Origin of the sequence: Microbacterium sp. 8M (assembly GCF_902506375.1) — a bacterium.
In the GTDB taxonomy this organism is placed as follows: domain Bacteria; phylum Actinomycetota; class Actinomycetes; order Actinomycetales; family Microbacteriaceae; genus Microbacterium.
The window spans coordinates 1,589,267-1,602,137 of sequence record NZ_LR733284.1 but is presented as its reverse complement, the minus strand read 5'-3'; the positions used below and the strand labels follow the sequence as shown (position 1 = coordinate 1,602,137).

The window sequence follows — 12,871 nt, the reverse complement described above, 5'->3', positions numbered from 1 at the left end:
TCGGGGCCGTATCTATCGTTTCGAAACGATCCCGAAGGATCATCTCTTTAAGATGCTCGCGTCCACTGTGTAGTTCTCAAAGTACGGGCGGTGCTCAACCCCACCGACACACAGCCGGCGACGAAGAGCCCGAGGTACGAATGTCTCCATCCGGTCCCTCAGGACCCAACAGCGTGCAGGCCCCCACCTCATCCCCCAGTCCGTTCCCACCGCAAGCGGCGTACTAAAACCAGAAGACTCAACGAGAGCCATGTCAAATGTTCCACCCATGAGCTCCCAGCGAAGAACGTGTGCCTTCGATCTGGGTTCTGGACTCCGAAGAGTCAGATGCTCCTTAGAAAGGAGGTGATCCAGCCGCACCTTCCGGTACGGCTACCTTGTTACGACTTAGTCCTAATTACCGATCCCACCTTCGACGGCTCCCTCCACAAGGGTTAGGCCACCGGCTTCAGGTGTTACCGACTTTCATGACTTGACGGGCGGTGTGTACAAGACCCGGGAACGTATTCACCGCAGCGTTGCTGATCTGCGATTACTAGCGACTCCGACTTCATGAGGTCGAGTTGCAGACCTCAATCCGAACTGGGACCGGCTTTTTGGGATTCGCTCCACCTCACGGTATTGCAGCCCTTTGTACCGGCCATTGTAGCATGCGTGAAGCCCAAGACATAAGGGGCATGATGATTTGACGTCATCCCCACCTTCCTCCGAGTTGACCCCGGCAGTATCCCATGAGTTCCCACCATTACGTGCTGGCAACATAGAACGAGGGTTGCGCTCGTTGCGGGACTTAACCCAACATCTCACGACACGAGCTGACGACAACCATGCACCACCTGTTCACCAGTGTCCAAAGAGTCCCGTATTTCTACGGTGTTCTGGTGTATGTCAAGCCTTGGTAAGGTTCTTCGCGTTGCATCGAATTAATCCGCATGCTCCGCCGCTTGTGCGGGTCCCCGTCAATTCCTTTGAGTTTTAGCCTTGCGGCCGTACTCCCCAGGCGGGGAACTTAATGCGTTAGCTGCGTCACGGAATCCGTGGAAAGGACCCCACAACTAGTTCCCAACGTTTACGGGGTGGACTACCAGGGTATCTAAGCCTGTTTGCTCCCCACCCTTTCGCTCCTCAGCGTCAGTTACGGCCCAGAGATCTGCCTTCGCCATCGGTGTTCCTCCTGATATCTGCGCATTCCACCGCTACACCAGGAATTCCAATCTCCCCTACCGCACTCTAGTCTGCCCGTACCCACTGCAGGCCCGAGGTTGAGCCTCGGGATTTCACAGCAGACGCGACAAACCGCCTACGAGCTCTTTACGCCCAATAATTCCGGATAACGCTTGCACCCTACGTATTACCGCGGCTGCTGGCACGTAGTTAGCCGGTGCTTTTTCTGCAGGTACCGTCACTTTCGCTTCTTCCCTGCTAAAAGAGGTTTACAACCCGAAGGCCGTCATCCCTCACGCGGCGTTGCTGCATCAGGCTTCCGCCCATTGTGCAATATTCCCCACTGCTGCCTCCCGTAGGAGTCTGGGCCGTGTCTCAGTCCCAGTGTGGCCGGTCACCCTCTCAGGCCGGCTACCCGTCGACGCCTTGGTGAGCCATTACCTCACCAACAAGCTGATAGGCCGCGAGCCCATCCCCCACCAAAAAATCTTTCCAGTTGGTAACCATGCGGCTCCAACTCGTATCCAGTATTAGACGCCGTTTCCAGCGCTTATCCCAGAGTGAGGGGCAGGTTGCTCACGTGTTACTCACCCGTTCGCCACTAATCCCCCAGAGCAAGCTCCAGGTTCATCGTTCGACTTGCATGTGTTAAGCACGCCGCCAGCGTTCATCCTGAGCCAGGATCAAACTCTCCGTAAAAAAGAAATGCATACACACCGGGGAAAAACCGGCACGCAGCGAGTTTGAAACTGACCAAAGAGATGACATCATTGCTGACTTCATCCGAATGCCAACCCCAAAAAGAGGCTGGTCTTTGATCCAAAGGAATTTCTCAACCAGCCCTAAGACTGGACGAGGAATAAATTGGCATTTGACAAGTGCACGCTGTTGAGTTCTCAAGGATCGGATGCTCCTNCTCTCCGTAAAAAAGAAATGCATACACACCGGGGAAAAACCGGCACGCAGCGAGTTTGAAACTGACCAAAGAGATGACATCATTGCTGACTTCATCCGAATGCCAACCCCAAAAAGAGGCTGGTCTTTGATCCAAAGGAATTTCTCAACCAGCCCTAAGACTGGACGAGGAATAAATTGGCATTTGACAAGTGCACGCTGTTGAGTTCTCAAGGATCGGATGCTCCTACAGCTCAGCCTCGCGGCATCACAAATAGGGCTTGATCTCACTCCCGCTCGCTGCGCCTTGCGGCGAACCTGAGCCCGGGAGTTACCCATCATAGCTGAAGTTCTTCCGCTTGGGAAGTTCTTCATCGAGATGGGGTTCGTTCGCCGCTTGGGGAGTCAGGCCTTCCGGCCCTTCGCTCTACCGCTTGGGGCGAACAGGTAATAACTTACGCGGATCCCCGGGTCCCGGCAAATCGGGCTCTCATCCCGGGCGTGTCGCGTGAGTCGGGATCGAGCCGCTCGGGGACCAAACACCTGATGAACGACGAATCCCCCGCCGCGGCGACGCCGGGAGGGGGATTCGGGGGCTCTGGCACGCGTCCGGGGACGCGTCGATCACAGTCCGAGCGCGTGCGCCGCGGACTGCGCGCGCGCGATGAGCTCGGCGCGCTGCTCGGCGACCCGGACGGGCGACGTGCCACCGGCGCCCGTGCGCGACGCGACGGATCCTTCGATCGTGAGGACCTCGCGCACCGCGGGAGTCAGATGCGGGGAGACCTCCGCGAGGAGCGCATCATCGGCGTCCTCGAGGCCGATCCCCCGCTGCTCGCAGGCGCGGACGAGCGCGCCGGAGATCTCGTGCGCGTCGCGGAACGGCACGTGACGCTTCACGAGCCACTCGGCGACATCGGTCGCGAGGGAGAAGCCCTGGGGGGCGAGCGCCGCCATCCGGTCCGTGTCGAACCGCAGGGTCGCCACCATGCCGGCGAAGGCGGGGAGCACGACCTCGAGTGTCTGCACCGAGTCGAAGACGGGCTCCTTGTCCTCCTGCAGGTCGCGGTTGTAGGCGAGCGGCAGGCCCTTGAGCGTCGCCAGCAGGCCCGACAGGTTGCCGATGAGGCGCCCGGACTTGCCGCGCGCGAGTTCGGCGATGTCGGGGTTCTTCTTCTGCGGCATGATGCTCGACCCGGTCGAGTAGCTGTCGTGCAGGGTGACGAAGCCGAACTCGCGCGTGTTCCAGAGGATGATCTCCTCCGCCAGGCGCGACAGATCCACGCCCGTCATCGCGGCGATGAACGCGAACTCCGCGACGACGTCGCGGGCCGAGGTGCCGTCGAGCGAGTTCTCCGCGGGGCGGTCGAGGCCCAGCTCGGCGGCCACGAGCGCCGGGTCGAGTCCGAGCGTCGAGCCGGCGAGCGCTCCCCCGCCGTACGGACTCACCCGTGCGCGCGCCATCCAGTCGCGCAGCCGCTCCAGCTCGCGCACCAGGGGCCAGGCGTGAGCGAGCAGGTGGTGCGCCAGCAGCACCGGCTGCGCGTGCTGCAGGTGCGTGCGCCCGGGCATGATCGCGTCCGGGTGGGCCTCGGCCTGAGCCACGAGGGCGTCGATGACCCGCAGGAGATCACGGCCGATCACCCGGGTGTGATCGAGGAGGAACATCCGCACGAGTGTCGCGATCTGATCGTTGCGGCTGCGTCCGGCGCGGAGCTTGCCCCCCAGCTCGGCGCCGACCTCGGCGATGAGGGCCTGTTCGAGCGCGCCGTGGACGTCCTCGTCGGACGCCGAGGGCACCAGCGTGCCGTCGGTGATCGCGCGTGCCAGCACGTCGAGACCGTCATGCATCGCCTGCTCTTCATCGGCGGTCAGATACCCCGCCGCGGCGAGCGCCTTCGCGTGCGCGTGGGATCCGGCGATGTCGTAGAGCGCGAGGATCCAGTCGAAATGCGTCGAGCGGCTGAGTGCCGCGAGCTCGGCCGATGGCCCGCTCGCGAACCGGGCACCCCACAGCGCACCCTCGTTCGTGCCCTCATGCTTCGCCCCGACCATCAGGCGGCCCCTTCGTTCTTGCCGATGAGCCACACGAGCAGCGCCTTCTGGGCGTGCAGGCGGTTCTCCGCCTCGTCCCAGACGACGCTCTGCGGACCGTCGATCACCTCGGAGTCGACCTCGTAGCCGCGATCGGCCGGCAGGCAGTGGATGAAGATCGCCTCGGGATCTGCGAGCGCCATGGTCGCGGCGGTCACCTTGTAACCGCCGAGGTCGCGCAGGCGCTGGGCCTTCTCCTCCTCCTTGCCCATCGACACCCAGGTGTCGGTGACGATCACGTCGGCCCCGCGTGCGGCCTCCTCCGGATCCGTGAGCAGCGTCAGCGAGCCTCCGGTCTCGGCAGCGCGTCGGTGCGCGTCGGCGACGACATCGGGACGCGGCGCATACGCGTCGGGCGACGCCACCCGCACATGCATGCCCGCGGTGACGCCGGCCAGCACGTAGGAGTGCGCCATGTTGCTGCGTCCGTCGCCGAAGAACGAGAGCGTGAGGCCCTTCAGGTCGCCCTTGTGCTCGCGGATCGTGAGCAGATCGGCGAGCAGCTGGCAGGGGTGGAAGTCGTCGGAAAGCGCGTTGATGACCGGCACGCGCGTGCCGGCGGCCATCTCCTCCAGGCCCTGCTGCGCGTAGGTGCGCCACACGATCGCGGCGACCTGGCGCTCCAGCACGCGAGCGGTGTCGGCGGGGGTCTCCTTGCCGCCGAGCTGGCTGTTCGCCGTCGAGATGATCAGCGGGGATCCGCCCAGATCCGCGATCCCGACCGCGAACGAGACGCGGGTGCGGGTGGAGGACTTGTCGAAGATCACGGCGACGGTCTGGGGACCCGCGAGGGTCTTGTCGGCCCAGCGGTCCTTCTTGAGCTCGAGCGCGAGATCGAGGATCTCGGTCTGCTCGGCGGTGGTCAGATCGTCGTCGCGCAGCAGGTGGCGGGTCATGCCGTGGTCTCCGTGAGAGCGGTGGCCGCGACCTCGGCGAGGGCGGCGGTGAACAGGTCGGTGAACTCGGCGATCTCGGCGTCGCCGATGGTGAGCGCGGGCGCGATCCGCACCGAGGACGGGTTCGCGGCGTTGACGATGAGGCCGAGACGCTGCGCCGCGGCGACCACGTCGCCGGCGACCGGGGCGGCGAGGGCGACGCCGATGAGCAGGCCGCGTCCGCGCACGCCGGTGACCAGCGGGGAGCCGATCCCCTCGATCGCCGCGCGCACCTGGGCGCCGCGCTCCCGCGCGTTCTGCACGAGGCCGGCGTGCTCGATCTCCTCGAGCACGGCGTTGCTCACGGCCGTCGCGAGCGGGTTGCCGCCGAACGTGGAGCCGTGCGAGCCCGGCTGCAGCAGCGCCGCGGCCTCGCCGAAGGCGACGAGCGCCCCGATCGGGAAGCCGCCGCCGATGCCCTTGGCCAGCGTGATCGCGTCGGGCAGGATCCCGTCGTGCTGGAACGCGAACCAGTCGCCGGTGCGGCCGGCTCCGGTCTGGATCTCGTCCACGATGAGCAGCGCGCCGTGCTTCGTGGTGAGTTCCCGGGCCGCCCGGAGGTACCCCTCCGGCAGCTCGAGCACGCCGGCCTCGCCCTGGATGGGCTCTACGAACAGGGCCGCGACGCGGTCGTCCATCGCCGCCTCCAGCGCCTCGATGGTCGCGGGGATATGCTCCACGCCCCCGGGCAGCGGCTGGAACGGGTCCCGCATCGACGCCTTCGCGGTCAGCGCGAGCGCACCGATCGTGCGGCCGTGGAACGCGTTGTCGAGCGACAGGATCCGCGGGCGCTCGGATCCGCCGTGCAGGCGCGCCAGCTTGAACGCGGCCTCGTTGGCCTCGGTCCCGGAGTTGCCGAAGAAGACCCGGCCCGGCTCGCCCGTGCCGGCGAGACGCTTCAGGCGCGCGGCGAGCTCCAGCTGGGGCGGCGTGGCGAAGTAGTTCGAGACGTGCGCGAGCGTGCCGGCCTGGCGGGTCACGGCCTCGACGAACACCGGGTGCGCGTGACCGAGCGCGGTGACGGCGATCCCCGCGAGGAAGTCGAGGTAGCGTCGCCCCTCGCCGTCCCACAGGTGGGATCCCTCGCCGCGGACGAGCAGCTCGAACCGCGGGCCCGCGTTCAAGATCAGGTCGCGATCGGCGCTCAGCTGCCAGGCCTGCGCAGCCGCTGACGTGTCGTGGGGCGACGTCATCCCGCCACCACCTCCGTTCCGATTCCCTTGCTGGTGAAAAGCTCGACGAGCACCGAGTGCGGCACCCGTCCGTCGATGATGGCCGCCGCGTGCACGCCCGATTCCACGGCCTCCAGGCACGCGGTCATCTTCGGGATCATCCCCGATTCGAGGGACGGCAGCAGCTGTCGCAGCTCGCCGGTGGTGAGGTGCGAGACCAGCGAGTCGCGATTCGGCCAGTCCGCGTACAGGCCCGCGACGTCGGTGAGGATCACGAGCTTGACCGCCCCGAGCGCCGTCGCCAGCGCCGCGGCCGCGGCGTCCGCGTTCACGTTGAGGGACTGACCGGGGTGGTCGAGGTCCGGCGCGATGCTCGACACGACGGGGATCCGGCCCGCGGAGAGGTGATCGAGCACTGGTGTCGGGTCGACCTGGACCACATCGCCGACGCGCCCCAGATCCACCTCCTCGCCGTCGACGACGATGCCGCGACGGCGGCCGCCGAACAGGCCCGCGTCCTCGCCGCTGAGCCCGGTGGCGATCGGTCCGTGGCTGTTGATCTTCGCGACGAGCTGCGGGTTGATGTGCCCGGTGAGCACCATCCGCACGACGCTGATCGCCTCGGTGGACGTGACGCGGTAGCCGCCCTTGAACTCGCTCGGGATCGCCAGGCGGTCGAGCATGTTCGAGATCTGCGGACCGCCGCCGTGCACGACGACCGGCTGCACGCCGACGTACCGCAGGTAGGCGATGTCCTGGGCGAAGGCCTCCTGCAGCTCGTCCGAGATCATGGCGTTGCCGCCGTACTTGACCACGACGATCTGATCCCGGAACTTCTTCAGCCAGGGCAGGGATTCGATGAGGGTCTGCGCCTTGAGCGCAGCCTCCTCCGGGGCGGTGTCCTGAAGGTCGCTCATGAGGAATAGGCGCTGTTCTCGTGCACGTAGTCGTGGGTCAGGTCGTTGGTGCGGATCGTCGCCGCCGCGTCGCCGACCTTCAGGTCGATCAGCACGTGGGTGGTGCGCGGGGTCAGGTCGACCTCCTCGCGGGGGCGGTCGGGGCCGCCGGCGGTGCACACGCGCACGCCGTTCATCCACACGTCGACGTCGTACGGGTCGAACGCGGCCTGGGTGGTGCCGATCGCGGCGAGCACGCGGCCCCAGTTCGGGTCGTTCCCGAAGATGGCGGCCTTGAACAGGTTGTTTCGTGCGACGGAGCGGCCGACCTCGACGGCGTCCTGATCGCTCTGCGCGTGCACCACCTCGATCGAGATGGCGTGGCTCGCGCCCTCGGCGTCGTCCTGGAGCTGGCGAGCCAGGTCGTCGCAGACCTCGCGCAGCGCCGCGGCGAACGTGTCGGGATCCGGGCGGATCCCGCTCGCGCCGTTGGCCAGCAGCGTGACCTGGTCGTTCGTCGACATGCAGCCGTCGGAGTCGAGCCGATCGAAGGTCGTGCCGGTCGCCCCCTTCAGCAGGGCGTGCGCCTCCGGCGCGTCCAGGTCGGCGTCGGTCGTGAGCACGACCAGCATCGTGGCCAGGCCCGGGGCGAGCATGCCCGCGCCCTTCGCCATGCCGCCGATCGTCCAGCCGTCGCGGCTGACGACCGCGGTCTTGGCGACCGTGTCGGTGGTCATGATCGCCTCGGCGGCGGACGGGCCGCCGTCGGCGCTGAGCTGCGCCACACCGGCCTCCACCCCGGCGAGCACCTTGCTGCGGAACACCTCGTCACCGCTGCCGATGAGCCCGGTCGAGCAGACCACCACGTCGCCGGCGCTCACACCGAGCAGCTCTGCCGCGCGCTCGGCCGTGAGGTGGCTGGTCTGGAAGCCGAACGCGCCGGTGAAGCAGTTCGCACCGCCGGAGTTCAGCACGACCGCCTCGACGAAGCCGTCCTTGACGACCTCCTGCGACCAGATGATCGGATTCGCCTTGGCGCGGTTGCTGGTGAACACCGCCGTGCCCACCTTGCGCGGACCGCGGTTCACCACCACGGCGACGTCGGGCTTTCCGGTGGACTTGAGGCCCGCAGCGACGCCGGCCGCCTCGAATCCCTGGGGTGCGGTCACGCTCATGGGGCGACTCCGTTGATGCTGAGCGCCGTGGTCTCGGCGAGACCGAGCGCGATGTTCATGGACTGGATGGCCGCTCCCGCGGTGCCCTTCACGAGGTTGTCGACGGCGGTCACCACGACGACGCGGTTCGCCGCGCGGTCGATCGCGAGCCCCATCAGGGCGGTGTTGGCTCCGAGCACGTCGGCGGTGCGCGGCACGGATCCCTCCGGCAGCAGCTGCACGAACGTCTCGTCGCCGTACGCGCTCTCCCACGCCTGCCGGATCTGCGCATCGCTGACGCCGGGTGCGATCGGCGCGGTCGAGGTGGCGAGGATGCCGCGCGCCATCGGCACGATGACCGGGGTGAACGAGATCCGGATCCCGTCCGCCTCCACGGTCCCTGAGCTTGTCGAAGGGCCCGACGCGGCCGCGAGCGCCTGTCGGATCTCCGGGATGTGCCGATGCGTGCCGCCGACCGCGTACGGGTTGGCGGATCCGAGGATCTCGCTGCCCAGCAGATGCGTCTTCAGGCTCTTGCCCGCGCCCGAGGGGCCGACGGCGAGCACCGTCACGATGTCGGACGGGTCGATCACGCCGGCCGCGACGCCCGGTGCGAGGCTCAGGCTCACCGTCGACGCGTTGCATCCGGGGGCTGCGATGCGGGTGGCGCCGCGGAGGTGCTCGCGCTGCTTGACGCCGTCCACGAGAAGCTCCGGAACGCCGTAGGCCCACGGCTCGTGGAACGCACCGCCGTAGAAGGCGTCCCAGGCGGCCTGCGACGTGAGCCGGTGGTCGGCGCCCGCGTCGATGACGAGCGGGACGTCGCCGAGCGCGTCGGTGTACTGCCCGGACTGGCCGTGCGGCAGGGCGAGGAAGACGATGTCGTGACCGGCGAGGATCTCGGGGGTCGTCTCCTGCAGAGTGAGGTGCGCCAGGGAGCGCAGGTGCGGCTGGTGCTCGGAGAGCTTCTGTCCGGCGTTCGAGTGCGCGGTGACGGTGCGGATCTCGATGTCGGGATGGTTCGCGAGCAGGCGAAGGATCTCGCCGCCCGCATAACCGGATGCGCCGGAGACGGCGACGGAATACGTCATGCTTCCACCTTAACGGTCGGGTCTGCCGGTGACGCGCTTGAAGACGGCGCGCGGCAGGAGTGCGATGCAGGGCCGGAGGCGGCGACACCGGCACTCGACCGCGTGCGACGCGGGAGCGCGGGGTCGCCTAGAGTCGGCGGTCGCCCGAACGGCGTCGACGCACCACGACAGCACCCTGGCGGGTGGTCGCGAGCGGAGCCGGAAGCATGCCGCGACGATATCGCGGGGTGACGCTCCCGACCAAATCGAGGGCGTCACCCCGCCTGACATCGTCGCTCAGAGCGCAGCCGCGGCGAAGAACGCCCTCTCGTGCTCCGCCGAGCGCGCGAACGCGATCCGCATCCGCTCGCGGGTGGCGGGATCCGCGCCCGCCGCGCGCGCGGTCACGAAGCGGATCGCGTCCTCGGTGGCCGCCGCGAATCCGGGATCCGCGTACTCCTCGATCCAGCGAGCGAACGGATGCGACGGATCCCCGCCGGCCGCCGCGTGCAGCCGCGCACCCACGTCGGCGTAGATCCAGTAGCACGGCAGCAGCGCCGCGATGAGCACCCCGTAGTCCCCGTCGAAGGCGGCGCCGCGCAGATGATCGAGGTAGGCGACGGTGGCCGGCGCCGGGTCGGGCGGCGCGGCCGCCGCGCTCGTCGCGAGCCGGTGGTCGTGCAGCTGCAGCTCGACGACGATGCACTGCTGCGCGGACCGCGCCCAGAACGCCTGCTCGGCGGCCGTCGGCGCGAGCCGCGACGCCTCGGCGAGCGTCCGTGCGTACTCATGCAGGTAGAGCGCGTCCTGCGCCAGGTACCAGCGGAAGGCGTCCTCGGGCAGCGAGCCGTCGGCGAGCCGTCGCAGGAACGGCAGCTCGTCGATGGCGCGGCGCACCGGGGCGATCGACTCCCACCAGTCCTGGGCGATGGTCTCGGGCTCTGGCGCCGTGCGGAGCCCGCCGCGGGCCCACATCCCGGCGAAGTGGTGCGCCGGGCCGTGGCCGGAGCCGACCTGCAGTGCGTCGCCGGCGGCGATCGACTCGCGCAGCCACGCCCGGGCCTCGGCGACCGCGTCGCGCCAGTCCGCATCCGCGGCGCGGCGCGTGGCCAGGGCGGCGGACAGCGAGCACCCGGTGCCGTGGGTGGCTGTGGTCCGGATGCGCGCGCCGGAGAAGCTGCGCACGACGCCGGATCCATCCACGAGCGCGTCCGGCGTCTCCTCGCCGCCGAGATGCCCGCCTTTGGCGAGCACGAGCGCCCCGGTCGCCGCGGAGAGCCGCTGCGCCTGCCTCAGCGCCGAGTCCCAGTCCGTCGCCGTGGGCTCGCCGAGGAGCGCGGCGAGCTCCGGGAGGTTCGGCGTGAGCAGGTCGGCGAGCGGGAGCAGTGCCCGCAGCGCCCGCTCCGCGTCGGCGTCCAGCAGGCGGTCACCGCTCGTCGCGACCATGACGGGATCGAGGACGACGGTCGGCGGGCGGTGCGCGCGCAACCACGAGCCGACCTCGGCGATGACCTCCGTTCCGGCGAGCATGCCGATCTTGACCGCGTCCACGCGCACATCCGCGACGATCGCGTCCAGCTGGGCGCGGAGGAACTCGGCCGGCGGCACGTGCACGCCGGTGACCCCGCGGGTGTTCTGCGCGGTCAGCGCCGTGATCGCCGCCATGCCGTAGCCGCCGTTCGCAGCGATGGCCTTGAGGTCGGCCTGGATCCCCGCACCGCCGGAGGGATCGCTGCCGGCGATGGAGAGCACCCGCGGCACCCCGCCCGCGCCCCAGGCCCGCAGGAAGGCGCGCGCCGCGGCCTGCGGATCCGGCGCCGCGCACAACGCGGACACCACGGCGACGCCCGCAGCGCCGGCGGCGCGGAGCGCGGGCACGTCCTCGGCGACGATCCCGCCGATCGCGACGCAGGGCAGCGGGCTCTGCGCCGCGAACGCCGCGAACCCGGACACGCCCAGCGGCGCGGGGTGGTCGGCCTTGGTGGTGGTCGGGCGGATCACGCCCACACCGAGGTAGTCCACGGTGCCGGGCGGGAGCGCGCGCACGGCGTCGAGGTGCTCCGGGCGGTTCGCGGTGAGACCCACGATCGCGTCGGGTCCGAGCACCGCCCGCGCCACCAGGGGCGAGGCATCGGACTGGCCGAGGTGGACGCCGTCCACGCGGGCGCCGCGGCGGCGCGCCTCGACGACCGCATCCAGACGGTCGTCGACCACCAGGAGCGCCCGTCCGGCGATCACCGCGGACAGCTCCACGAGCTGAGCCACGGTGGACGCATCGTCGGCGTCCTTGTCGCGCAGCTGCACGATCCTGACACCGCCGGACACCGCCGCATCCACGACCGCGGCGACACTCCGTGGGCCGCTCAGCCGCGCATCCGTGACGAGGTACAGGGCGAGGTCGTCCGTCGTCAGCCGCGCCCGGCCGGCAGACGTGCCCGAAGGGGTCGCGGTGCGGTCGGCCGGGACCACGTCCGCGAGGGTCATGCCACCGCCTCCGTAGCCGGGACGGAGCCAGCCGGGACGGAGCCGGCCGGGACGGGGCGGGCTTCCACGCGGGCGCGCGCGGCGATGCGACCCGGATCGAGCGCCGCGAGCGCATCGAGCAGCTCGACGGCGAAGGATCCGGGGCCCGCGGCCCGCGCTGCCGCGTCCTCCGCGGCGAGGGTGTACACGAGCGTGGCGGCCGCGGACGCCACCAGGGGGCGGTCGCCGGTGCGCCGAGCGGCGCCGAGGAACGCCGCCATCACCGCGCCGAGGGCGCACCCCCCTCCGGTGACGCGGGTGAGCAGCGCATCGCCGTGGGCGACGCGGATCTCGGTGCCGGCGTCGACGACCAGGTCCACGGGGCCGGAGACGGCGACCGCTCCCCCGGTCGTCCGGGCGAGTTCCCGGGCGGCGTCGGCCGCCTCCTCCGTGCCGTCCAGCGCGTCCACCCCGCGGCCGCCGGCCGAGCGGCCGGCGAGGGCGAGGATCTCCGAGGCGTTGCCGCGGATGACGGTCGGACGCAGCGCGAGCAGGTCCTGCGCCAGCGCGGTGCGCACGGGCAGCGCGCCGACGGCCACGGGGTCGAGCACCCAGGGCGTCCCTGCCGTGCGCGCTCCCCCGACGGCCTCGAGGCTCGCCGAGCGCTGCTCGGGTGTCGGCGTGCCGAGGTTCACCAGGAGTCCCGACGCGATGCCCGCGAACATGCCGGCCTCGCCGGTGATGTCCACCATGGCCGGCGCTGCGCCGAGCGCGAGCAGCACGTTCGCGGTGAAGCCCGTCACCACCGCGTTCGTGATGCACTGCACGAGCGGCGGCTCCGCGCGCAGCTCCTCGAGAAGCCCCGCAGCGGACTCCGCCACGGATTCGGACGACGATTCCAGACGCGCGTTCATCGCGACATCCCTTCGCTAGTACGACCTAGATCAGGTTCGACGGGTGTGATCTCAGCCGCGGATGCGGCACCCCGTGTCACTGCCGGCCAGTCTAGCCAGACGCTGGGCCACGGGC

General features: G+C 69.2%; 9 protein-coding genes, 1 rRNA gene and 1 riboswitch. Of the genes, 1 reads left to right on the top strand and 9 read right to left on the bottom strand.

Going from position 1 to position 12,871, the window contains the following annotated elements:
• Positions 1 to 338 precede the first annotated feature (338 nt).
• Positions 339 to 1,863: ribosomal RNA gene (locus AERO9AM_RS07575) — 16S ribosomal RNA — on the bottom strand.
• Positions 1,864 to 2,080: 217 nt separating this feature from the next.
• On the opposite strand from AERO9AM_RS07575, the gene AERO9AM_RS17480 reads away from it, so the two are divergent.
• Positions 2,081 to 2,284, top strand: a 204-nt coding sequence (locus AERO9AM_RS17480; RefSeq protein ID WP_236602456.1) for a hypothetical protein, incomplete at its 5' end; no start/stop codon positions are given.
• A 398-nt stretch (positions 2,285 to 2,682) separates the two neighbouring features.
• On the opposite strand, the gene argH is transcribed toward AERO9AM_RS17480, so the two are convergent.
• The 8 genes from argH to thiM all read right to left on the bottom strand — a co-directional run bounded on the left by argH (position 2,683) and on the right by thiM (position 12,756).
• A complete protein-coding gene (gene argH / locus AERO9AM_RS07570; protein WP_159575592.1) occupies positions 2,683 to 4,113 on the bottom strand; it encodes an argininosuccinate lyase in 1,431 nt (476 codons plus the stop codon).
• Positions 4,113 to 5,048 carry an ornithine carbamoyltransferase gene (argF, locus tag AERO9AM_RS07565; RefSeq protein WP_159575591.1) on the bottom strand — a complete coding sequence of 312 codons (936 nt, stop codon included), beginning with the start codon at positions 5,046 to 5,048 and terminating at the stop codon, positions 4,113 to 4,115. Before argF ends, argH begins: the two co-directional genes overlap by 1 nt.
• Complete coding sequence (locus AERO9AM_RS07560) at positions 5,045 to 6,280, bottom strand: acetylornithine transaminase (RefSeq protein WP_159575590.1); 1,236 nt, start codon at positions 6,278 to 6,280, stop codon at positions 5,045 to 5,047. Before AERO9AM_RS07560 ends, argF begins: the two co-directional genes overlap by 4 nt.
• On the bottom strand, positions 6,277 to 7,176 hold the full coding sequence (gene argB / locus AERO9AM_RS07555) for an acetylglutamate kinase (RefSeq protein WP_159575589.1): 900 nt from the start codon (positions 7,174 to 7,176) through the stop codon (positions 6,277 to 6,279). Before argB ends, AERO9AM_RS07560 begins: the two co-directional genes overlap by 4 nt.
• Positions 7,173 to 8,330 (bottom strand): bifunctional glutamate N-acetyltransferase/amino-acid acetyltransferase ArgJ, encoded by a 1,158-nt coding sequence (gene argJ, locus AERO9AM_RS07550; RefSeq protein WP_159575588.1) that lies wholly within the window; start codon positions 8,328 to 8,330, stop codon positions 7,173 to 7,175. Before argJ ends, argB begins: the two co-directional genes overlap by 4 nt.
• The gene (gene argC, locus AERO9AM_RS07545) at positions 8,327 to 9,400 is read right to left on the bottom strand and encodes an N-acetyl-gamma-glutamyl-phosphate reductase (protein WP_159575587.1); all 1,074 of its coding nucleotides are present in this window, start codon (positions 9,398 to 9,400) and stop codon (positions 8,327 to 8,329) included. The genes argJ and argC overlap by 4 nt, the downstream gene beginning before the upstream one ends.
• 276 nt (positions 9,401 to 9,676) lie before the next feature.
• A complete protein-coding gene (locus AERO9AM_RS07540) occupies positions 9,677 to 11,863 on the bottom strand; it encodes a bifunctional hydroxymethylpyrimidine kinase/phosphomethylpyrimidine kinase (RefSeq protein WP_159575586.1) in 2,187 nt (728 codons plus the stop codon).
• A complete protein-coding gene (thiM, locus tag AERO9AM_RS07535; RefSeq protein ID WP_159575585.1) occupies positions 11,860 to 12,756 on the bottom strand; it encodes a hydroxyethylthiazole kinase in 897 nt (298 codons plus the stop codon). Before thiM ends, AERO9AM_RS07540 begins: the two co-directional genes overlap by 4 nt.
• Positions 12,747 to 12,840: riboswitch (TPP riboswitch) on the bottom strand. It overlaps the preceding gene by 10 nt.
• Positions 12,841 to 12,871: the final 31 nt, after the last annotated feature.